Below are 21,786 nucleotides of genomic sequence, written 5' to 3' on the forward strand. Positions count from 1 at the left end.
AAATCCGTTCTCATCAAATTCCGGTGATTCATAGGTGTAGGTTCCATCCTTTAAAGAAGAAGACGTCTCAGCTGCCTCTTCAGTTGTCTCCGGTACCGTTTCCTGCTCTTCTCCCCTTGCTCTTGCAAGCGCCTGATCCACTGCCTCTTTAATGGCATTGCTGCTGAGGGTCGCTCCTGAAACGGCATCCACTTCTGCAGACTGCTTTGCAATGATAGAATCCGTTAAACCTGGCAATACCATACTGAGAAGAGTTTCCTTTTCTCCATTTACAGCAATGGAATCAATCGTTTTTCCTGATACTGTTACATCTGCGGTGACAATCCCGCCGTAGCCTCTCGCAGTACCTGTATAGGTACCCGGAACATAGATTTCCGGTCTAACACTGTTGTCAATCGCCTTATAAAGTGGATCTGTTCCAAAAACAGTAGCGCCAGCCAGTAAAATCATAGCTCCTAATCCAATATACCCGTTTCTTTTAGCATTTGCGTTACTTTTATTCATATATCCTCCTGCTTTTATAAAGTTTGACTTTATTTTAACATACCCCCTGGGACTACGGCAATGATTTTATAAAATTTTAATTATCTTTGGAAGGAATCAGGATTATGTGTTATAATGAAGCAGAATTTATTTTTTCACATTCTGTTTATTGATATATAGAAAATAAGTAAGAGGATCTGTCAGAAATGGAAATTAAAAAACATAAAAAAGAAGTCTTATTAATTGTTATAATTATAGCAATATCCTGCATTCTTCTCATTGTGAACCAGATCATTTTTTCAAAGCCTGCCGGATATCTGGAAATCACTGTAGATGGCAAAGTTGTGGAAACTCTGGATCTAAACCATGATACAGAAGTTTTAGTGAACGGGTACCAGGGAGGGACTAACCGGATTGTAATCCAGGATGGTAAAGTACACGTTTCGGACGCAACCTGCCCGGACAAAATCTGTATTCATCAGGGCACGATTGAGCACACAGGGGAAAGCATCGTCTGCCTGCCCAATCGTATGATTGCCCAGATCATCGGTAATTAACATCTAATCAGCTCTTTTGTCTCCAAAAAAGAATAATGCCACAGTTCCGGGACCTGTATGGGAGCCGATTACGCAGCCAATGCTGTTTATGATTACGTTTCCTGCGAGCATGGGGAAACGGGCCTCAATAAGGGCTGCCACTTCTTTTGCATCGGTCTCACAGGCAGAGTGTGCAATCGCGCATTTACCGTTGTAGCGGGAGCCATTTTGGACATGGAGTTCCATCATCTTTACCATTTCCTGAATGGCTCTTTTTTTTGTACGTATTTTCTGTCTTGGTATCAGATGTCCTGTATCATCAATGTTCATGAGAGGGCAGATATTGAGAACAGTTCCCAGCATGGCTGAGGTTGCAGATATCCTCCCTCCCCGTTTAAAACTGGTAAGATCTGTTGAGAAAAACCAATGGTGTACGGAAAGCCGGTTATTCATCACCCACTCTGCCGCCGCTTCCAACGTCGCTCCTTTATCCCGCAAATCTGCCGCCGCATCGGTTAAAAGCCCATAGCCGGAGGATGCCCCAAGAGAATCCAGTATGATAATGGTTCTTTCCGGATATTTCTGCCGCATCTCGGCTCCGGCCGCACAGGCGGAATTATAAGTGCCGGAAATACCGGAAGACAGAGTCAGATGCAGAATATCCTTTCCTTCTTTTAAAATCGGTTCAAAGAAATTACAGTATTCCTCAACATTTACCTGAGAGGTATAGGGGGCTGCCCCTTTATCAATCCGATCATAAAATTCTTCAAATGGGATACTCTCCCCCAGATCATCGGGATAAGTAACCCCATCCATGGTATAATGAAAGCACACATAAGGAATTTTGCGGCTTTCAAAAAATTCTTTTTTCATATCTGCCGTAGAACAACACGTTAAAACAAATTTTTCCATACCCGTACACCTCCTGCCTTAACCGGCATTTCTATAGTTTTTTTCCCTGAACCGGAATTTTAACCATAAATTCCGTTCCAACATCAATGGCTGATTCCACCGTAATGGTACCATGATAAAAATTCACGATATGTTTTACAATAGACAGTCCAAGACCGGTTCCGCCCTGCTTTTTGCTTCTCCCTTTATCAACCCGGTAGAACCGTTCAAATATACGTCCAAGAGATTCTTTTGGAATTCCCATTCCGTTATCTTTTACCCGGATAATCACATTGCGGTCTTCTTCCCTCACAGTGATCCATACCTCTCCGCCCGGTTTATTGTATTTTACCGCATTGCTGAGCAGATTTCCAATCAATTCCTTCATCTGCTGGCCATTGGCATAGATGCAGACCGGCCTGCAGTCCATATGGATCAGGACTTCGTGGGAAGCAGCAAGTGGTTCCAGTGATTCGATAATATCCTGCACCAGTATGGAAAGGCGAACATCGCTTTTTAAAACCTCTGCTTCTTTTGTTTCAAGGCGGGATATCATAAGGATATCATTAATCAGATTATTCATATTCCCCGCTTCTTTTTTAATCCGCTTGATAAAATCAGCCTTCTGCTCTTCATCCTGTATGATCCCGCTCTCCAGAAGTTCTGCATAGCCCTGCACGGAAGTAATGGGAGTCTTTAACTCATGAGAAGCATTGCTGAAAAATTCCTGGCGGATCTGCTTTTCCCGTTCAATCTGGTTTAGATACTCCTTTACGTTCTTTGACATTCTGGTGGTAGTTTCTGCGATGATATTAATTTCCGGATATTGATACGTTTCAAAGGTGAGATCCGTATAATCCCCGTTTACTTTCAGCATTTCCTGGGAAATTTCCTTAAGCGGCCGTGTAATTGACTCAGCAAAACTGTCCGCTGAAAAAGCAGAATACATGATTGCGGCGAGGAAGCTCAGCCATACAGCAGGAAGAAGCAGCATTAAGTTTTCTTTCATACCAGTATAGGGAACCGCCATTCGGAGAATGTAATCCCCTTTGGATGACCGGATAGCCACATAGAGCATATTTTTCTTTAACGTATTTGAAAAACGTCTGGAGGTGCCTTCCCCTTGCGCCAGCGCCTCCTTCACCTCTTCTCTGTCTCCATGATTATCCAAAGAAGCGACCGGTACTTCTCCAGTATCGGCCGCTACAGTTCCATCTAAGCAAATGACGGTGAAACGGCTATGGTTTTCGCTTAACGTGGGTTTTAGTTCTCCGATTTCCTTTTCTAAATCACCGGTATAATCAAGAACCTCATCCATAGCCTTTAATGTATATTTCATATCCTTTTGGGAATTTTTAAGCAGCGCACTGCTGGAGGCAATATAAAATATGGAACTGCTCAGTACCAGCACCACAAGTATAATCTGAATAAATTTTACAAAAATCGCCTGTTTCATAATACCTCCCAGCATGCCTTTTTCACTATTCTTCCGTCTTAATAAAACGATATCCCACTCCACGGACTGTCTTGATACAGGAACCACCATTGTCTCCCAGTTTCTGCCTCAGTGTCCGGATATGCATATCAAGAGTTCTTGTTTCTCCGTCATAATCATAACCCCAGATATGATTGAGAAGTTCATCTCTGGTAACAACCTTATTATGATTTTCCATTAAATACTGCAGTAAATCAAACTCTTTTAATGTAAGCTCGACTTTAACTCCGTCACAATAAACCTCTCTGGTCTTTTTGTTTAAGTTCAGACAGTACTGCTCCAGCTCATCCTCAGATCCCTGGTTTTTTGTGCTCCTGCGCAGAAGGCTGCGAATGCGCGCTGCCAGCTCCATGACACCAAAGGGCTTTGTCATATAATCATCTGCACCGCCATCAAGACCGGCCACCTTATCAAACTCCCGGTCCTTTGCAGTCAGGACAAGAATGGGAATGTCTTTTAACAAATCGTTTTTCCGGATTCTGCGTATTGCTGACATTCCGTCCATGCCGGGAAGCATGAGATCAAAGACTGCCAGCGCCGGTTTGTCAGTTTCCATGTGCTTTAGAGCTTCCTCTGCCATCTCATAGGAAGATACCTCATACCCAAAGCCTTCCAGGGCAATTTTTATTAAATCCCTGATATTATCATCATCTTCCACTACATAGATTCGTTCCATACATTCTCCTTTCTGTCTCAAAAAAGTTAAATCCGTTTGTTATATTTCTTCTTTTACATAACCTGCAATATTATGGGCATGATCAGAAATTCTCTCTAAATTGCTTAATGCATCCAGGAATACAACTCCATTTTCCGGTTTACAGGATTGAGTGGACAAACGTTCAATATGGCGTTCTCTTAATTCTTCTTCCAGACTATCTACATTCTCCTCGCACTGAACTACGGAACGAACTTCTGACATGTCGGAGGTTTCTCTGGCTTTAATTGCATGTTCCAAAGAAGCGCGGACAGCTTTTAACATTTCCTTCATTTCGCTTTCTGCTTCCTGAGAGAAAATAATATTGCGGTTTGCTTTCTCCGTCGCCAGCTCTGATAAGTTTTCACAATGATCACTGATCCGTTCAAAATCGCTGATCGTGTAAAAGAGATTTTTAACCAGGATATGCTGTTCTTCATTTAACGACTGATTGTTGATTTTAATTAAATAATCGGTTAGTAATTTTTCATAATTATCAATTTTCTGTTCCAGTTTTTCCACCTGTTTTATCTCAGATAAATTACTGGTGAGTAATGCGTCTGCTGCCACATCAAAATTCTCAAGAGCTGCGTAACCCATATTAACGACTTCATGGTTTACATTCTCTATGGCAAAAGAAGGTGTTTCCAGAATTCGTTCGTCTAAGTGACGCTTCATTTCACTTTCGGAATCAGATACTTCTTCTTTCTCCTTTCCTCTGACAAAGAAACCGGAAGCCTTCACCAGAAGTCCGGCAAAAGGAAACAGCAAAATTGTATTGGTTACATTAAAAATAGTATGAAAAATAGATATTTCCACACTGCTGATTCTGGAAGAAGCCAGCACAGGGTTCATCTGAAATAAAATGAACATGATAATACCAAATATGAAAGCCCCCGCCACATTAAACATCAAATGAATGGCTGCCGCACGCTTTGCTGTTCGATTCGCACCCAGACTGGAAAGAAGAGCTGTTACACAGGTGCCGATATTCTGACCGAGTGTAATAAAAATAGCGGACTGCCAGTTTACTATTCCGTTTAATGCAAGAGTCTGCAAAATACCAACAGACGCAGAAGAGCTTTGTATAATTCCTGTTACCACAAGTCCCGCAAGAATTCCCAGAATCGGATTTCTGCCCAGTACCGAAAATGCCTGTCCAAAAACAGGAGCATTCCTGTAAGGAGTAATGGAGGCAGACATAAAGCCCAGACCGATAAATAAGACACCAAATCCTACCAGGATTTCGCCAATCTGTTTTTTCTTTTCATTCTTTGAAAACAGGCTGAAAACAGCGCCCACACCCACCAGTGCAGGAGCGAAGAATTCCGGCTTTAGCATCTCTCCCCACTCACTCATGGAAACGATCCAGCTGGTAACGGTTGTTCCGATATTGGCGCCCATAATAATGCCAACTGCCTGCTGCAGATTCATAATTCCCGCATTAACAAATCCAACCACCATAACCGTAGTGGCCGAACTGCTCTGTATAATAGCTGTAATTCCGGTTCCTAACAATACTCCCATCAGCCGGTTGCTTGTTAATGCACCAAGCAGCTGCTGCATCTTATGTCCAGCAGATTTTTGAAGTCCATCAGCCATGGCATCCATTCCATAAAGGAACATCCCCAACCCTCCGATAAACTTAAATAACATTTGTATATCTGTTATTGACATATTTTCCTCCCGTATTTCATGATAAATTATGTTTTGTAAGTATCATATCAAATCTATGTAAAGTATTATACATATGAATGTAAAATTTATGTAAATTTTTATCTTATTGTAAAATATCTTTGTATACACGTAGAACATTGCCATAAAAAACAGCTTCAATTTCAGCCTCATGAAAGCCCTCTTTTTTCATATAAGCCTCTAAAAGCGGCAGATCCTCCGGAGATTTCATCTCCAGTTCTCCTCCGATCCCGTCAAAATCCGATCCAAGTCCGATGCAGCCGATTCCTCCGGTCTGTTTTAAATGCTTTATATGTGAGACCATATCCTCAATCCGGCTTAACGGCTTCTCCCCTTTCTTCCAGTCATGAAGAAAATCGCCGCAAAAATTAATTCCGGTAACTCCTCCCCGCTCTGCAAGCATTTTAATCATCTCATCTGTTAAATTTCTGGGGTTGGAAGCTATGGTTCTGGCATTGGAATGGCTTGCCACAAACGGCTTTTTCGTGTGACGGAATACATCGTAAATTCCAGCATCGGATAAATGGGATACATCAATAATCATGCCCAGCCTTTCCATCTCCTCCACAAAAGCAATCCCTGTTTCTGTCAGTCCGTGCTCTGTCTCCGGTTCAAAAAAAGCATCTTCCTTCTCAATCCGGATCCGGTTTGGATAAGCCAGTTCATTGATATGATTCCATGTAAGAGTCATCATACGGACTCCCAGGCGGTAAAAATTACGCAGAAAAGCAATTTCCCCCTGACAGACACCGCCCTCTTCAATGGTTAACATGGCAGACATTCTTCCTTCTTTCCGGTTCTTTTCAATGTCTTTAAATGACCTTACAATTCCGATTAAATCCCCATATCCTTCCAGCTCTGTGTAAAATAAATCCAGCAGCTTCATGCAGTATTCGTACGGTCTTTCATGCTTTGTCAGTTCCGTAAACAGAGCAAAATTCTGCAGACAGTAATTTCCTTTTTTCATTCTCTCCAAATCAATATGACAGTCATTTTTTAAAATAGAGCAGTCTTTTCCTGCCTGTCTTCTGTAATAAAGCTCCGCTATGGTATCACAATGCATATCTGCAACATTCATTTTCTAATCCTTTCCTGTAACAAAGATTCTCTTACGCCCGAAAAGGAGCAGCCCTTACAGAGCTACTCCTTTGGTACCTATGCAAATAGTATCACTCCTATGACAGATTTGCAAGAAATTATTCTTTTGTTAATCACTGCGAAGCGCATCAATGGGACTTAAATTAGCAGCACGGCTGGCCGGCATATATCCAAACAAAAGTCCGATTCCCACCGATACACTGAAAGAGACAATAACCGCGCCCGGCGTTGGTGTTGCATTGATCCCCATGGCAGCCCCGACTATGGTGGTTGCCACTGAACCTGCTGCAATACCCACCACTCCGCCAAGAGAACTGGTAACAGCCGCTTCGATTACAAACTGCTGCATAATGTGAATCTTTTTTGCTCCCAGAGCTTTTCTTATTCCGATCTCCCTCGTCCGCTCTGTCACTGACACCAGCATAATATTCATAACTCCCACACCTGCCACCAGAAGTGAAATTCCGGCAATCCCGCCCAGGACCATGGACATCATGGCAATCATGGAATCTAAGGATTCCAGCATTTCACTCATGGCAGTGACCCGGAAAAGACTGTCATCTTTGTAAATACCCATCAGAAATGTTTCCAGAGATTCCTTGGCTTTCGCCGTATAGTCCGTATCTGCTGTTGCAAACACATAGTTGCTGATGCGGGCGGTATTGTTCATCTTCGCCGCACTGCTGTATGGAAGGTATAGGATATCATCCGTCCCTCCCTCTTCCAGCTCATCCTCATCCTGTCTGGAAATCACACCCACAATCCGGTAGGCACTGCCATTTATTTTAATTGTTTTATCTAAGGCATTATCCACACTTCCATATAATTTCCAGGCAACATAATAACCTGCCACACATACCTTCTGCCTGGAAGCAATATCGGAATAGGAAATAAAACGTCCTGCATCCAGAGTCTGATCCTTCATGTCTAAATATTCTTCACTGACTCCGGTTATTGTCGTATCCTCCAGAGACTCTGTTCCGTATTTTAAGGTGGCACTTACGGACACGCTTGGCGTCATATGGGAGAACAAATCCCGGTTGTCATTATAAAACTGGTACATCTCATCTGCGTCTGCATATCTGGTTGTTAAATTAGTTAAACGGACCGTCATCTGATTGGTACCCATGCTGGTAAAGCTGTCCTTCATATAGGACATCTGCCCGTTAACAAGACTGACCAGAATAATGACCGATGCAACACCGATAATAATCCCCAGCATGGTAAGAAAGGAACGCATTTTATTACTCCAGATACTTTTCAGAGCCATTTTAAAGGATTGCAGAATATTCATTTACGTCTCCATCAAAATTAATCTTGCCATCATGCACCCTGATCACACGCCGTGCCTCCAAGGCAATGGAGCTGTCATGGGTTATCATCACAATGGTGTTGCCTTCATCATTTAGTTCCTTTAAAAAATCAAGCACATCCCGGCTGGTTTTGGAGTCTAAGGCTCCTGTGGGTTCATCTGCCAGAATCAGGGACGGATTTCCAGCCAGAGCTCTGGCTATGGACACTCTTTGCTGCTGGCCTCCGGACAGCTGGCTTGGGAGATTTTTCCACTTTTCTGCCAGTCCCACCCGTTCTAAAGAAGCCATGGCACGTTCTTTCCGTTCTTCGGTACCGGCTCCTGAATAAAGCAGCGGCAGCTCCACATTCTCCAGAAGATTTAATCTGGGAAGCAGATTATACTGCTGAAATATAAAGCCAATCATTTTATTTCGTATCTGTGCCAGCTGATTGTCCGACATGCTTCCCACATCTTCCCCGCCTAAAAGATACTGACCATCACTGGGAACATCCAGGGCGCCGATAATATTCATGAGAGTGGACTTGCCGCTTCCCGATTTTCCTACAATGGCAACAAATTCTCCCCGGAATATGGTCATGGTGACTCCGTCGTTAGCACGCACCTCTTCCTCTCCCATCTGGTATACCTTGTAGATTTCCTTCAACTCAATCAAGGGTTCTGCCACAGTTCATTCCTCCTCATTATTTTGGCCGGGACTGGCCACCTCCGCCGCTGTTTCCGCCGCTGTTTCTGCTGCTGTTATTTCCGCCGCCGGTTCGTCCTCCGCCTTCCAGGGCGCCGCCCATTCCTCCTGGGGGACCTCCCATTCCTCCCTGCATACCGGTAGTTTTACTGGTGTTTACCGTTGTCTGTGCAACATAAACTTCCTGATTTTCTGAAAGACCTGAAGTGATCTCCACATAATCATCATTGATAATTCCGGTTTTTACTTGAACCTCTTTAAATCCTGCAGGGATATTTCCTTTTGCCTCTTTTACGGTATCATCCTTTACATAGACATAATTCCCCCGTATCAGCGCATCTGCCGGTATTGTAAGTACATCATCGGCTTTATTGAGAACTATGATACCGTCTACGTTCATGCCAGGAAGAAGATCATCCATACCGTCATTTAATGTGATGGTAACCGGATAATTTGTCACTCCGTCGGTTGTGGTACTTTTCAGACTTACATTGGTGACTGTACCGGAAAATGACTTTCCGCTTACTGCGTCGGCAGTTATTGTTACAGTCTGCCCCACTGCCACTGATTTGACATCCAGCTCATCCACACTCATTTCAAAGGTATAATTTGACATGTCATAAATCGTTGCAAGTGTGGTACTTCCGCTGGAGCTTTTTGTAATCTTATCTCCCACCTTGATACTTTTTGTGATCACTTTACCTGATATGGGGGCAGTAATCGTATAATTATCATAGGTTTCCTGGGTGTTTTCAAGAGAATTCTTTGCAGATTCCAATGAAGATTCCGCTTTATCCAGAGCATCCTTATAAGTACGAATGAGCGCTGACGCACTTTTGTTCTCCATGGTGAAAACAGGTGTGCCCTTGGTCACGTAATCACCCTCGTGTACAAGCAGCGCGCCTACCTCCACTCCTGCCGGAAGATCTGCTTTCATGGTGGTCTCAAGCTTTGCTTCAAAAGCCCCTTCCATGCTGCATACAAAACCACCCGCTGTTGCCGTCGCTGAAGAATCTTTTGTCAGTCCTCCCGGATTTGAAACTTCAATGGTAACATAACGGACAATACGTCCTCCTGTCAGTGTCACATCCATATTTCCCACTGAAACAACCGTTCCGTTCACCTGCTCTCCCGTATCCACCAGAGTTAAGACCGCAGGACTTCCCGCCGGTATCTGGGCTGCCTCTCCGGAGAGAAATGGAAGCTTGATTTTCATGACACTGTCATCTACGACAGAGGCAATTTCAGTTTTATCGCTGATTTTGTCTCCTTCTTTTATGGACAGAGAGCTGATGTATCCCGTTTCCGTAGATTTATATGTATTTCCGCTATAATCATTTAAAGCATCATTATAATTATCCAATGCGACCTGGTAACTTTCCTGCGCTCTTTCAAGGGAACTGTTGGCTGAGGTCAGCTGGCTCTCCGCTGACGAGCTGTCAATCCTGTATAAGATCTGGCCTTTTTCTACCTCATCCCCCTCTTCAAAATTAGCCTCAATGACTTCTCCCTCTGCCAGAGAAGTGATATCATACGTGTCCTTTGGAGAAATGGTGCCGGAGGAAGATAATTTGGAAGAGATGTCTCTTTTTGTTACAACTGCTGTTTTGACTTTTTTCGCTTCTGCGTCTGCCTGCCTGCTCTTCTTGTATGATATTGCAAAAAAGAGTCCTGCAAGTGCAGCAAGAATCAGGATCAGAAGGATTAGAATCTGCTTTCTCTTTCCTTTTCTTTTTTTCTGATCAGTTCTTAAAATTTTCTGGATGATCTTTTTCATTCCGGTCTCTCCCGCTAATCTTCTATATAATCAATGACAGTCCTTGTTTCATCTCCGTTATTGTCGGTGGAAAGCGTATAAACAAGAGTAACGGTATCTCCGACTCTCAAATCTCCATAAGATGAAAATGCGAACTGCATCTCGGTGCTGGTGAGCGTATAGGTATTTCCATCATCAAGAATTATCGCACTGGGATTCATTAAATCGGTGGAATTATATACTACATTTGTTATTTCACCAAATGCCGCGGACCGTCCGCTTTCATTTTCAGTTCCAACGGTATAAAGCCACACTGTTTTTGATAATGAATGATAATAGACGAGAACTCCATCTGAACTTTCCAGTGCCGCAGTAATGGCATCACTGGAATTGGTCACTGCATCCCCATCCAGATACACATTGGCTGCACTGAGTTTAAAGGGCAGATAATTGTTCAGACTGCTCTTGCTTCTTACCACTCTCGGCCCCTTTAAACTGTTATCAACCATGGTAAAGGGATTAATTTCACCATCTTCGGTCAATTCACAATCTAAAATCTTTCCATACATGGTGCCGGAGGTATTGTCTGTTTTCAACAGATTATAAAACAGATTGATGCAGTCATCCTTTTGCATCACTTCCTGGGCTTCCATATTGATGTTTTCATCTAATTCAAGAAAATGATACTTGGATAGTCTGGATCCCGACTGGTCACCGGTAAAATCCGAATTCTTATATCCCAATAATGCCAGAACTCCTTTTACCGCATCCTGAAGCGTTATGTATTCATCCGGTTTAAAAAACCCTCCCAGATAACCATTCATCCACCCCTGTTCTGCAGCAATCCGGATCTGAGCTGAATATTCATTATCTCTGGGCACGTCTGCAAATACAGAAGTATTGCTTAAACTGCTCACTGTGCTTCGGTAAGAGGAAGCATTCACCAGCATGGAGGCAAATTCCCCTCGTGTGACAGTCATATCGGTATTGGTCGTATTCATGATACCCGATATACCGATGACTTTTTTTCTTAAATCAAAATTGGCTGATGCCTCCGCTCTCATCGGTGTAACCGCCGTTGCAGCCAAAACAACTGCAAGAGAAGCCGCTGCTCTTCGTGCATTCATTCAGGTTTCTCCTCTCCTTTATAAGATTTCTTATTATCTTAACAGATCGTTGTGATGGCTTTGTGATGGCAGACTGAAATTAACCTGAAATAAACCCGAATTAGACCGCTGCCTTTTTTTGCTGTTTCAGCTTAATTTAAGATTATACCATTATAATAAAAAGCAGGCACTGCATTGCTTAAAATCGCTTTAAAGGCTATAATAACCAGTAATAAGTTCCTATATAAAACAAAGCAAAGGAGAACTTAACCATGAAGCTGTTAATTGTGGAGGATGAAGTCAGACTGGCGGAAGCCATTGGACAGATTATGAAAGAGCAGCATTATCAGACGGATCTTGTTTATAACGGAAAAGACGGATTATACTGCGGTCTGTCCGGAGTATATGATGTGATTATTCTGGATGTGATGCTCCCTGGTGAGAATGGATTTCAGATTGTTGAGAAACTTCGCGAAGCCAGAATACAAACTCCCATCCTCATGCTCACAGCCCGTGACAACATACGTGATAAAGTAACCGGGCTGGATAAGGGAGCCGATGATTATATGACAAAGCCATTTATTCCGGAAGAACTTCTGGCCCGCATCCGGGCGCTTTCACGCAGGCAGGGAGAAGTGCTTGTGGAAGAAATGACGTTTGGAGACCTTAAATTAAATCTGTCCACCAACGACTTATGCTGCGGCACCAAATCCATTCATCTGGGTTATAAAGAATTTGAAGTGTTAAGAATCCTTATGAGCAACCTGGGAAAGATCATCTCAAAGGATACTTTAATCAACCGGGTATGGGGATCTGATTCTGATGCGGAGGATAATAACGTAGAAGCGTATATCTCATTTCTTCGCAAAAAACTTAACTTTCTGGGTTCGAAAACAGAAATCACAACGGTCCGAAAAGTGGGATACCGCCTGGAGGAATCCAGATGATTAAGAAATTAAGGACCAGGTTCATACTCATTAATATGGGATTTGTCATCAGCATACTGGCCGTAGTCCTGGGAGCCTTTTACCTTTCAAACCGGACACGGATTATACGGGATACCTCCATGGCTCTCATCCAGTCCGTGAATCATGAGCGTTTTCAGATACCACCAGACAAAGTGGAATTTGGAAAGCGGCCGAAACAAAACCCAATCCCGGTCATCCCAGTATTTGTAATAACGTTGAATTCAGATAATACCATAGAACATATCGAGGAAAATAATATCACTGTTTCCAATGAGTTAGCCTCAGCTTTAATAAAACTGGTTAATGATTCCGGTTCCATGGAAGGATATCTAAAAGACTATTCTCTCCGTTACAGAAAGGTCTCTGTAAGGAATGGAACGAAAATCGGATTTGCAGATCTAAGCTATGAACGTGACTCCCTGGAGGTTTTACTGGTGAACTGCTTACTGGTATTTTGTTACGCCATCATTTTATTTTTCCTTTTAAGTCTCTTTCTTTCCCGCCTGGCTTTAAAGCCTGTGGAAAAAGCATGGGAACAGCAAAACCAGTTTATAGCGGATGCATCCCACGAATTAAAAACTCCCCTTACCGTCATACTTGCGAATTTACAGATTTTATTTTCTCATAAAGAGCGTACGATAAAGGAACAGGAGAAATGGCTTATAAATACAAAGGAAGAGGCCGACCGGATGAAACAGCTTGTGGAAGAGCTTCTTTTTCTCGCCCGCTCGGATGCGGAGTCCGTGGAAGCGGTCCAGATCACAAAACTGCCTTTAAATTTCAGTGAACTGGTTTTAAACGGTGTACTGCTCTTTGAATCTGTTGCTTTTGAAAGCAAGGTTATTCTTGATAATGACATTGAATCTGATATTTTTTTAGAAGGCAGCGAAAACCAGCTAAAACAGTTAATCACCATTCTTCTGGACAATGCCTGCAAATATGCCGGAGTAAATGGTTCTGTATCCGTTGGTTTAAAAAGGCAGGCCGGGCATGGGGTCTTCACGATTGTCAATACGGGAGAAATCATTTCACCAACAGAACAAAAGCACATTTTTGAACGTTTTTACCGCACCGATAAATCCAGAGTCCGGAAAGAAGGCGGCTACGGACTTGGACTTTCTATCGCCAAAACCATTGTTGAACGCCACAAGGGAAAAATAAGTGTTGCCAGCAGCGCAGAAACGGGAACCATATTTACCGTAACGCTGCCAGTCCTCCCCCATTCTCAATAAAAATAAGGGATAAGCTGCTACGGTTCACCATCACCGTAACAGCCTGTCCCTTATTTTCTTTATTTTGTAACAGTAATTCCCTGTTCCTCAATCCGCTTTCTGATACTTAGCATCTTCTCATCGGTCTGGGCAATCACGTCTGCACATTCCTGCAGTTCATCACTGATCTCCTGGGAATAATCCTGCATTTCTTTCTTATATTTCAGCTGGTGATCCAGGCTTGCCCAGAAATCCATGGCCATGGTCCGGATCTGAACCTCCACCCGCATCCACTTCTTCTGATCAGAGAAAAAAACGGGAATCTCAATTATCATATGATAACTGCGGTATCCATTGCTTTTAGGCTGGCTGATATAATCCTTAATGGCGATAATATGAACATCGTCCTGACGGGCAAGCATTTCTGCCACTGCATAAATATCATCAAGAAAAGAACAGATTACGCGGATTCCTGCCACATCATCCAAATTCTCCATCATGGACTCTAAAGAAACCGGAAGGTCCCTGCGTTTTAGCTTTTCCACAATGCTGACCGGCTTTTTCACTCTGGACTTTATCAGCTCAATGGGATTTCTGGAGTTTCTCACCGACAGCTCGTCGTTTAAAACTTCCAGCTTCGTCTTAACCTCTCTGATGGCACAGGTGTACATCATCATGGCTTCCTGAAACTGATAGGCCTGCTTTATTAAAGGATCCGGAACTGATGCAAGATTTGGAACTTTCACAATTGACTGATTCAGTTCACTGTTAGGGTTCATACTAATATTCATTCTTATACCTCAAAAAGCAGTTCCGGTTAAACCGCCTCTGCTGTATCAACTGCCTTTTTCAGCCATGGCGCCTCCAAATATTCCACAGTTCCTGCATCGACTGCAGATGCAATCTTAGAATCAATGGGAATCCTGGCCAGTACATCCACACCGTATTTTTCAGCCACTTCATCAATATGGCTTTCTCCAAATACTGCAATCTGTTTTCCGCAGTCAGGGCAGGTTAAATAGCTCATATTCTCCACAAGTCCCAGAATGGGAATATTCATCTTCTTTGCCATATTCACTGCCTTTCCAACGATCATGGAAACCAGTTCCTGAGGAGATGTCACTATAATAATGCCATCAACAGGCAGTGACTGGAATACTGTTAAAGGCACATCACCCGTTCCAGGGGGCATATCCACAAACATATAATCTATATTCTCCCAAAGAGTTTCCTGCCAGAACTGCTTTACTGCCCCGGCGATAACCGGTCCTCTCCAGATTACCGGATCTGTCTCGTGATCCAGAATTAAATTAGCTGACATCACTTCAATTCCCGTGGAGCTGACTGCCGGAATCATCAGTCCGTTAGGAGTCATTCCAACACCCATATCCGTTAAACCAAATGCCTTCGGTATGGAGGGTCCTGTAATATCCGCATCCAGGATCGCTGTTTTATATCCCTTTCCATTCATACCAACTGCCATCATGGAAGTTACCAGCGATTTACCTACGCCGCCCTTCCCGCTAACCACTCCAATTACCTTTTTTACAATACTGGAAGGATTAAGAGGCTCCAGAAAACTTGTCTGTGCTTCCTCCCTGCTTCCGCAACTTTCTCCGCAAGTACTGCAATTATGAGTACAGCTGCTATCGCTCATCATTCATTCCTCCTGTCTAAAAGCATACACTTAAGATTATATTACGAAATCCGCCTTATGTCTATGTATTTTAAAACCCCGGGGTATTTTACTCCCCGGGGTCTCAATCATTATTTTGTCCGAAGCAGATGCGCACTCCGGATCGTGCGGAAAACTCCTATGGATTCCATGGTCTTAAGCAGCGTATAAAAAATCATGGAGTCAATGGGCCACATAACCAGATTTTTCAGCGCTCTTGCCGGCAGCAGCACCATAAATCCTTTTCCATAAAGCAGGGAGAGACAAAGGGTGTTTAATATCACGTTGCAGATCAGCATGACCACCAGCTTGGATATAAAAATTCTTCTTAAGGTAACAGGCTTTCTGTAATACAGAATGCCATACAGAATTCCTGCCAGGGCAGTAACCAGGGTAAAGCCAGGGAAGAAGGCGCCGGTGGGTTTTAATAAATACTTCAGCACATCAAGGCTTCCGGAAAACAGTCCGCCCACTACCGGACCGAATAAGTAGGAAATGATTCCATTGGGAATAGATGAGAATGTGATCTTAATGTAGCTTCCCAGCTGAATGGAGAACATATCCAAAATGATGGCGACTGCGGCAAACATGGCTGCGGCAGTGATTGTTCTTACAGATTTCAGCTCTCTGTAAGAATCGGTGAACAAAGTGACGAATTTTTTCATAAAAAAATACCTCCTTTGCAGACCTCAGACTACGACCGGAGATAAGACACCTATCTTCTGGTGCAGCGGGATGCGACTCGTGTACCGCAAGAAAATCTTTTCGTCCTGCTGACAACTCCCTGTTCAGCTGGCACTTAACGCACACAAGTCTACTCTGCGACTTTTTATTTAGTTTTGTATCGCCATCAGTATAACATAGATTTTACAGAAAGCAAGTGCTTTTTTCAGCACACACTGTTTCGTTCTATTATATGGTGTACATACAGCGCTATAAAAGTACCAAGTACCGCTCCTCCCAAAACGTCAGTGGGAAAGTGAACAAACAGATACATTCGGGAAAATGTAATCAGAACTGCCAGGATCAGGAAGGGGACTGCCAGTTTCTTATTGTAAAGCCAGATGCTGAGGGCACCTTCAAATGAAGCAAGGGTATGGCCCGAAGGGAACGAATAATCTTTTGGATTCTGAATCAAAAGAATAATCTGGGTATCAATCCAGCAGGGTCTGGGCCTGTGAATGAGATTTTTAAGTATCATGTTTCCCAAAAGCAGTCCAACTGCCAGACTTAGCAAAACACTGATCCCTGTTTTTCTGGTTTTGGGAATACAGGCAAGTACAACCCCTGTTAAAATCCAGATAAATCCATGGTCCCCCAGGCTGGTGATGCGGACCATTATCGGATCAAGCCATGGACTATGCAGAGACTGCAGGGCATACAGGATGGCAAATTCTATCTGATATAACATATCTTATTACTCCTTTGAATTTATAAGTACTTATAATATTTCATACTTTTAATTTTTATAAAATCATTTGACAACCGGAAGATTTGCGTATAGGATTAAGCATAGTTGAATTTTCGACAGGAAACACAGGAGGCTTTATCATGAAACACATCAGACAATTCGGCATTATTTTATTTATTTCACTTGCAGGAGAAGTGATTCATCTGTTTGTACCACTTCCTGTACCAGCGAGTATCTATGGTCTTATTCTTATGCTGCTTGGCTTAAACACGAAACTGATTCCATTGGAAGCAGTTGAGGATGTCAGTAATTTTTTACTGGAGATTATGCCCATGCTGTTTATTCCGGCTGCAGTCGGACTTTTGGATTCGTGGGGTTCCCTCCAGCCAATTCTCCTACCATTTCTGGTTATTACACTTCTCTCCACTGTTATAGTTATGGCAATGACCGGAAAAGTAACTCAGTTTTTTATTGAAACTGATAAAAAGAAGAAAGGAACAAATGATGAACCATACAATCAGTGACTTTTTATTCTTCGGATCCGTTCTAAGCCTTGTCAGCTATGAAATGGGGATCCAGCTTAAGAAACGGTTTAAACTGGCTGTCTTTAATCCGCTGTTAATCTCAATTATTATCGTTATGGCTTTTTTATCTGTCTTTAAGATCGATTATACGGTATATAATGAGAGTGCAAAATACATCAGTTATCTTTTAACCCCTGCGACCGTCTGCCTGGCTGTACCTTTATACCGTCAGCTTAACCTGTTAAAAAAACATTCCAAAGCAATCATTGCAGGGACCCTTACAGGTGTGCTCACGACCATGTGTACGGTTTTGCTTCTGGCATTAGTTTTTGGCTTAAACCATCAGGAATATGTAACCTTTTTACCTAAGTCCATTACTACCGCCATTGCAATGGGAATTTCAGAGGAGATGAAAGGGTTTGTGACAATCACGGTTGCCAGTATTATCGTAACCGGAATATCAGGCAGCATCATAGCAGAAACAGTCTGCCGGATATGTAAAATAACAGATCCGGTTGCAGTTGGCATTGCCATCGGTTCTGCCTCCCATGCAGTAGGCACGACTAAAGCTATGGAAATAGGAGAAATCGAAGGTGCCATGAGCAGTCTGGCAATTGCCACCTCAGGACTTTGTACGGTTGTATTTGCCTCAATCTTTGCTAATTTTATTTAATTATTGCAGTCCGCGCATGAAACAGATCCCTCAGGCTGCACTCCTTATAATACCCTGAGAATTTCTTTCAGACTATATACTTCTTCTGTTCTGAAAGAGTTCTCCAACGTATTCAGATTAATATCGGAATGTTCTATCTCTCTGGAAAATCTGTGAACCAGCCGGGCAAAATCATCAAAAGTAAGACAGCCTGCATGTTTGATATAAATTGCCTGTGCCAGTTCCCCTATTAATATAGTACAGATAACAGCAATCTTCACTTTCACATAAGGCTGCTCATCATAAACAGCTCCGCAAAAATACGTATAAACGAAATAGACCAGGAGCTGTTCCAGCCACTGATTCCACTCCCGCTTTCTTTCCGGTACTGTCTCTATATATTTACAAAACTCCTCTCTCATCTTCCCGTACTGATCTGGCCCCTGCTCAAAAAGCAGAGTCTTTAACTCCAAAATATAGGCCGGCCACTCCTGATTTAAAACTTCCAGCCTGTCAAAGAGAGAAAACCATTTTATCATTCTATCATAACGTTCCCCATGAGGCACGGTATACTCCCGGCTCTTTATCCGAAAAAATTCTTCACACCCAGACTGCCTGTATCTGATGATCAGTTGTTCGGTCTCATACAGCTTCCCGTCCCTGATTCTTCTTTGCAAATCATGTCCCAATCCCAGAATCATGGCTGCCCGAAGGGAAATCTCTCTGTTCCGATTCTGTAAAAGAGAAAATATCTCCTCCCTCACATCCATCAGCTTGGAATAAAGAAAGAAATCAAACTCAGGATAAGTCTCCTCACTGTCATCTTCCTTTGTAAGAAAACGAACCGGTTCTTTTAAACCGAGGATGAGCCTGGCCGCCTCTTCACAGGACATTGACAGGGAGAATTCACGGACGCCTTCGTATTCTTCCGTATGCCTTGGATATTCCCTGCAAGTTTTACAGAGCATGGAAGGGCCTCCATCTTTGTAAATATCACATAGATTCCTATCATTTAAAAATGCGCATCTTCCATCGTTCTGTTTAAAACATCCTTTCTTCCAGTCGACTCCATTTAATAGCTTTCCGCCCAGTGAACCTGACTGCGCTCTGTATTTTTTTATAGAAGCATCATCAATCATAATTGCCCAGCCCGCACAGCAGGTATCACTGCAATGATCTGCGATGCAACGAAAGCTTCGGTAATAGTGAGGTATTGTATATTGCATGATCCAACTCCAATCCCAACGTGTCTTTTCTTTAAACCCCGACTATTTTACCACACCTGGGAAACACTGTCACTTGCTTTGACGGATAAATTATATTTTCCTGAATTAAAAATTTAAATCCCACTCTACCAATAAATCTAACTAGAAGAATTTACTTTGTTGGTTTAATATTTTTACTTCATACTAATTAATTTATTCTTTTCCAACCAATTCACTAACCTTTTCTGAGATAACCCGCTATCATTCCATTCAATCATGTCAACTATTTTTCCTTTACTAATTATTAATAGGGCCGGAGTCTGAGTGAATCCATATTTACTTTTAAATTGTTCCCATCTATCAAGATCTTCACTTCTATATTTTTGGACATTAATATATTTAAAAGTCGATATAATATTGTATTTTTCTACAGTGCTTCTAAGAATAGGGTCAAATATATTACAATCTCCACATCCAGCCCTACCTATATAAACACAAAGATTTTCTCCATCTCTTACCTTATTTTCAAACGATTTAACAGTAATAGAATCTAAATATTCATATGTATTATCAATATTTGATTTGGTTGTTTCTAATTCTTGAACTAACCTAATATGTTTATTAAACTGAAAAATATTAAATACAATACTGGTTATTAAAAATATTGATATAATATAAATTTTTTTATTCTTCATTTTTACGCACCTCGTAGATTGCATATTCATTTATTTTAGCTTCTAATAATTCCATATTGAAGATATTAATTATTCTATCTTTTTCAATTCCATTTTTATAAAAAATAACTGTAGGAGTCCCACTAATATTGAGATTTTGTATGAGATAACTCTTATCATCAATATCATTTATGTCTATGGCATATATCTGATTACCTGTTTTGTGTATATAAGTATTAATAATGGGTTTTATTTCCTTACAACCCAAACATGTTTTTTGATAAAAAAACAGCACAAATGATTGTTTATTATCTATTCTTTCTTTTATATCATCAACATTTATATTTTGATACAAGGGTTTTTCAGTTGCAAGTAATTTCGTAAAAGAAAATGAAAAAATCGCACATGTGATTAAAACTACTAATAAAATAATTACTAATTTCTTCATTTAACTCCTTTCCCAAAGACTCAGATTAATTTTAATATTATTTCTGGATTTCTTTTATACTCATTATCGATTCTATTAATATGATGATTATTTATTATATAAATATCATCACATAGTGACGCAAATTCTATATCATGTGTTAAAAAAATCTTAATATTGCCGTATTCTAATAGGTAATTAGCTACAGATTTTTTTAAATGTAAATCTAACCCATTTGTAACTTCATCAAAAATAATTACACTATACTCAATTATAGTTGCCCGAAGAATATTAAGCATTTGCATTTGCCCCATAGAAAGTTTTAATCCATTTTCACCGATTATTGTCAAATAACCGTTTGGCAATAGGTTTATTATTTCATTAAATCCTATGTTTTTAGCACGTTCCTCAACCTCTGTTAATGGAATATCACGTCCAAGAGTTATATTATTTAGTATTGTATCATTAAAAATCTCCACATATTGAGGTACATAAAGAATATGATCACTAATAGATTGCGAATAATATTCTTGATATTTTTTATCATTTATTTTAATATTCCCGGATTGAGTATCAAAATAATTAGCTAATAGCTTAGCTAAAGTTGTTTTACCTGATCCACTTTTACCTAAAATTGCTGTATTGCTATTTCTCAATAATGTTAAATTTAAATTATCAAAAATTAATGTTTCAATACCATATACAAATTTTACATTACATAGAGATATTTTTTCAATTAAAGAGACTTTCATATTACCTTCTTTACGTGGCATTAAAGTATTAACAATATCCTCATATTTCTTTTGCGCTATTTTTCCTTGTTCAAATAATGCTTGTAGTGATGCTATTTTTTGGAATGGTGAAAACATTTTAATAGATAAAGAATTAAATACTAGCAACATGCCATTAGCCATATTATCATTTATTACTAAATATGCTCCAAGCGCAAATATATATAAGGTAAACAATGAAATAATTAAATTTTTTACATTTGACTGAATAGAATCAAATATTACAAACTTTTCGGACATAATGAGAAGGTTATTTAGTTTTTTATTATTTATCTCTTCAAATTTTTTAGTAACTTTAAAGTTTTTTAATGTCTCAATATTTTTTATAGACTGAATTAAAGTTGTATTAAATTCTTCATCTTTTTCGAATAAATTAATACTATTTTTTTGCATTGTTTCATGAGACAAATACATGGTTAGTACAAAAATCATTATAGGAATAAGTGTTAGCATTGCTAATGGTAAACTTTGTCGTAAAAGAAATATTGCTGTTAAAA

Annotated in this window: 23 protein-coding genes and 1 riboswitch; of the genes, 5 read left to right on the top strand and 18 right to left on the bottom strand. The window is 41.0% G+C overall.

The genetic code is table 11. From position 1 onward, the window contains the following. A partial coding sequence (locus V7D18_RS09975; protein ID WP_426153922.1) for an FMN-binding protein occupies positions 1-504 on the bottom strand: 504 nt, incomplete at its 3' end. Positions 505-689: 185 nt separating this feature from the next. On the opposite strand from V7D18_RS09975, the gene V7D18_RS09980 reads away from it, so the two are divergent. Further along, entirely contained in the window at positions 690-1,040 is a 351-nt protein-coding gene (locus V7D18_RS09980; RefSeq protein ID WP_426153924.1) for a NusG domain II-containing protein, read from the top strand. Positions 1,041-1,043: 3 nt separating this feature from the next. Here the strand turns inward: V7D18_RS09980 and V7D18_RS09985 are convergent, their stop codons facing one another. The 9 genes from V7D18_RS09985 to V7D18_RS10025 form a co-directional block, all read right to left on the bottom strand. Beyond that, complete coding sequence (locus V7D18_RS09985) at positions 1,044-1,931, bottom strand: DegV family protein (protein WP_426153926.1); 888 nt, start codon at positions 1,929-1,931, stop codon at positions 1,044-1,046. Positions 1,932-1,962: 31 nt separating this feature from the next. Beyond that, on the bottom strand, positions 1,963-3,366 hold the full coding sequence (locus V7D18_RS09990) for a sensor histidine kinase (protein WP_426153928.1): 1,404 nt from the start codon (positions 3,364-3,366) through the stop codon (positions 1,963-1,965). Between the two features lie 25 nt (positions 3,367-3,391). After that, the gene (locus tag V7D18_RS09995) at positions 3,392-4,081 is read right to left on the bottom strand and encodes a response regulator transcription factor (protein ID WP_426153930.1); all 690 of its coding nucleotides are present in this window, start codon (positions 4,079-4,081) and stop codon (positions 3,392-3,394) included. A 39-nt stretch (positions 4,082-4,120) separates the two neighbouring features. Next, on the bottom strand, positions 4,121-5,776 hold the full coding sequence (locus V7D18_RS10000) for a Na/Pi cotransporter family protein (protein ID WP_426153932.1): 1,656 nt from the start codon (positions 5,774-5,776) through the stop codon (positions 4,121-4,123). Positions 5,777-5,879: 103 nt separating this feature from the next. Next, positions 5,880-6,872: a dipeptidase gene (locus V7D18_RS10005; RefSeq protein ID WP_426153934.1), complete on the bottom strand. Its 993-nt coding sequence runs from the start codon at positions 6,870-6,872 to the stop codon at positions 5,880-5,882. Between the two features lie 129 nt (positions 6,873-7,001). Beyond that, positions 7,002-8,180: an ABC transporter permease gene (locus V7D18_RS10010; protein WP_426153958.1), complete on the bottom strand. Its 1,179-nt coding sequence runs from the start codon at positions 8,178-8,180 to the stop codon at positions 7,002-7,004. After that, positions 8,164-8,823: an ABC transporter ATP-binding protein gene (locus V7D18_RS10015; protein WP_117418797.1), complete on the bottom strand. Its 660-nt coding sequence runs from the start codon at positions 8,821-8,823 to the stop codon at positions 8,164-8,166. The genes V7D18_RS10010 and V7D18_RS10015 overlap by 17 nt, the downstream gene beginning before the upstream one ends. Before the next feature lie 64 nt (positions 8,824-8,887). Next, positions 8,888-10,666 (bottom strand): HlyD family efflux transporter periplasmic adaptor subunit, encoded by a 1,779-nt coding sequence (locus tag V7D18_RS10020; RefSeq protein ID WP_426153936.1) that lies wholly within the window; start codon positions 10,664-10,666, stop codon positions 8,888-8,890. A gap of 14 nt (positions 10,667-10,680) precedes the next feature. Continuing rightward, positions 10,681-11,772 (bottom strand): S-layer homology domain-containing protein, encoded by a 1,092-nt coding sequence (locus V7D18_RS10025; RefSeq protein ID WP_426153938.1) that lies wholly within the window; start codon positions 11,770-11,772, stop codon positions 10,681-10,683. A 251-nt stretch (positions 11,773-12,023) separates the two neighbouring features. Between V7D18_RS10025 and V7D18_RS10030 the strand changes: the two genes are divergently transcribed. Continuing rightward, positions 12,024-12,698 carry a response regulator transcription factor gene (locus V7D18_RS10030; RefSeq protein ID WP_426153940.1) on the top strand — a complete coding sequence of 225 codons (675 nt, stop codon included), beginning with the start codon at positions 12,024-12,026 and terminating at the stop codon, positions 12,696-12,698. Then, entirely contained in the window at positions 12,695-13,951 is a 1,257-nt protein-coding gene (locus V7D18_RS10035) for a sensor histidine kinase (RefSeq protein WP_426153942.1), read from the top strand. Before V7D18_RS10030 ends, V7D18_RS10035 begins: the two co-directional genes overlap by 4 nt. 59 nt (positions 13,952-14,010) lie before the next feature. Here V7D18_RS10035 and V7D18_RS10040 read toward each other — a convergent pair whose 3' ends face one another. From V7D18_RS10040 to V7D18_RS10055, 4 genes are all read right to left on the bottom strand, one after another. Then, positions 14,011-14,721, bottom strand: a complete 711-nt coding sequence (locus V7D18_RS10040) for a GTP pyrophosphokinase (RefSeq protein WP_426153944.1) — start codon at positions 14,719-14,721, stop codon at positions 14,011-14,013. Between the two features lie 26 nt (positions 14,722-14,747). Further along, positions 14,748-15,587 carry a P-loop NTPase gene (locus V7D18_RS10045; protein ID WP_426153960.1) on the bottom strand — a complete coding sequence of 280 codons (840 nt, stop codon included), beginning with the start codon at positions 15,585-15,587 and terminating at the stop codon, positions 14,748-14,750. Between the two features lie 110 nt (positions 15,588-15,697). After that, entirely contained in the window at positions 15,698-16,270 is a 573-nt protein-coding gene (locus tag V7D18_RS10050; RefSeq protein ID WP_426153946.1) for a folate family ECF transporter S component, read from the bottom strand. 61 nt (positions 16,271-16,331) lie between these two features. Next, positions 16,332-16,429, bottom strand: a riboswitch (THF riboswitch). A gap of 65 nt (positions 16,430-16,494) precedes the next feature. Further along, a complete protein-coding gene (locus V7D18_RS10055) occupies positions 16,495-17,016 on the bottom strand; it encodes a phosphatase PAP2 family protein (protein WP_426153948.1) in 522 nt (173 codons plus the stop codon). A gap of 140 nt (positions 17,017-17,156) precedes the next feature. On the opposite strand from V7D18_RS10055, the gene V7D18_RS10060 reads away from it, so the two are divergent. Then, positions 17,157-17,540, top strand: a complete 384-nt coding sequence (locus V7D18_RS10060) for a CidA/LrgA family protein (RefSeq protein WP_426153950.1) — start codon at positions 17,157-17,159, stop codon at positions 17,538-17,540. After that, entirely contained in the window at positions 17,521-18,213 is a 693-nt protein-coding gene (locus V7D18_RS10065; RefSeq protein WP_426153962.1) for an LrgB family protein, read from the top strand. The genes V7D18_RS10060 and V7D18_RS10065 overlap by 20 nt, the downstream gene beginning before the upstream one ends. Before the next feature lie 44 nt (positions 18,214-18,257). Here V7D18_RS10065 and fliB read toward each other — a convergent pair whose 3' ends face one another. The 4 genes from fliB to V7D18_RS10085 form a co-directional block, all read right to left on the bottom strand. Then, positions 18,258-19,418 (bottom strand): flagellin lysine-N-methylase, encoded by a 1,161-nt coding sequence (gene fliB / locus V7D18_RS10070; protein WP_426153951.1) that lies wholly within the window; start codon positions 19,416-19,418, stop codon positions 18,258-18,260. A gap of 173 nt (positions 19,419-19,591) precedes the next feature. Continuing rightward, entirely contained in the window at positions 19,592-20,092 is a 501-nt protein-coding gene (locus tag V7D18_RS10075) for a thioredoxin family protein (RefSeq protein WP_426153952.1), read from the bottom strand. Continuing rightward, complete coding sequence (locus V7D18_RS10080; protein ID WP_426153954.1) at positions 20,082-20,519, bottom strand: thioredoxin family protein; 438 nt, start codon at positions 20,517-20,519, stop codon at positions 20,082-20,084. The genes V7D18_RS10075 and V7D18_RS10080 overlap by 11 nt, the downstream gene beginning before the upstream one ends. Before the next feature lie 20 nt (positions 20,520-20,539). Next, the coding region (locus V7D18_RS10085; RefSeq protein WP_426153956.1) for an ATP-binding cassette domain-containing protein at positions 20,540-21,786 on the bottom strand (1,247 nt) is incomplete at its 5' end.

This window comes from Lacrimispora sp. 38-1 (genome assembly GCF_049890855.1).
Classification (GTDB): domain Bacteria; phylum Bacillota; class Clostridia; order Lachnospirales; family Lachnospiraceae; genus Lacrimispora.

Coding starts and splice junctions, on each gene's coding strand:
- V7D18_RS09980 (WP_426153924.1), top strand. CDS start 690: ATGGAAATTAAAAAACATAAAAAAGAAGTCTTATTAATTGTTATAATT.
- V7D18_RS09985 (WP_426153926.1), bottom strand. CDS start 1,931: ATGGAAAAATTTGTTTTAACGTGTTGTTCTACGGCAGATATGAAAAAA.
- V7D18_RS09990 (WP_426153928.1), bottom strand. CDS start 3,366: ATGAAACAGGCGATTTTTGTAAAATTTATTCAGATTATACTTGTGGTG.
- V7D18_RS09995 (WP_426153930.1), bottom strand. CDS start 4,081: ATGGAACGAATCTATGTAGTGGAAGATGATGATAATATCAGGGATTTA.
- V7D18_RS10000 (WP_426153932.1), bottom strand. CDS start 5,776: ATGTCAATAACAGATATACAAATGTTATTTAAGTTTATCGGAGGGTTG.
- V7D18_RS10005 (WP_426153934.1), bottom strand. CDS start 6,872: ATGAATGTTGCAGATATGCATTGTGATACCATAGCGGAGCTTTATTAC.
- V7D18_RS10015 (WP_117418797.1), bottom strand. CDS start 8,823: ATGGGAGAGGAAGAGGTGCGTGCTAACGACGGAGTCACCATGACCATA.
- V7D18_RS10020 (WP_426153936.1), bottom strand. CDS start 10,666: ATGAAAAAGATCATCCAGAAAATTTTAAGAACTGATCAGAAAAAAAGA.
- V7D18_RS10025 (WP_426153938.1), bottom strand. CDS start 11,772: ATGAATGCACGAAGAGCAGCGGCTTCTCTTGCAGTTGTTTTGGCTGCA.
- V7D18_RS10030 (WP_426153940.1), top strand. CDS start 12,024: ATGAAGCTGTTAATTGTGGAGGATGAAGTCAGACTGGCGGAAGCCATT.
- V7D18_RS10035 (WP_426153942.1), top strand. CDS start 12,695: ATGATTAAGAAATTAAGGACCAGGTTCATACTCATTAATATGGGATTT.
- V7D18_RS10040 (WP_426153944.1), bottom strand. CDS start 14,721: ATGAATATTAGTATGAACCCTAACAGTGAACTGAATCAGTCAATTGTG.
- V7D18_RS10045 (WP_426153960.1), bottom strand. CDS start 15,587: ATGAGCGATAGCAGCTGTACTCATAATTGCAGTACTTGCGGAGAAAGT.
- V7D18_RS10050 (WP_426153946.1), bottom strand. CDS start 16,270: ATGAAAAAATTCGTCACTTTGTTCACCGATTCTTACAGAGAGCTGAAA.
- V7D18_RS10055 (WP_426153948.1), bottom strand. CDS start 17,016: ATGTTATATCAGATAGAATTTGCCATCCTGTATGCCCTGCAGTCTCTG.
- V7D18_RS10060 (WP_426153950.1), top strand. CDS start 17,157: ATGAAACACATCAGACAATTCGGCATTATTTTATTTATTTCACTTGCA.
- V7D18_RS10065 (WP_426153962.1), top strand. CDS start 17,521: ATGAACCATACAATCAGTGACTTTTTATTCTTCGGATCCGTTCTAAGC.
- fliB (WP_426153951.1), bottom strand. CDS start 19,418: ATGCAATATACAATACCTCACTATTACCGAAGCTTTCGTTGCATCGCA.
- V7D18_RS10075 (WP_426153952.1), bottom strand. CDS start 20,092: ATGAAGAATAAAAAAATTTATATTATATCAATATTTTTAATAACCAGT.
- V7D18_RS10080 (WP_426153954.1), bottom strand. CDS start 20,519: ATGAAGAAATTAGTAATTATTTTATTAGTAGTTTTAATCACATGTGCG.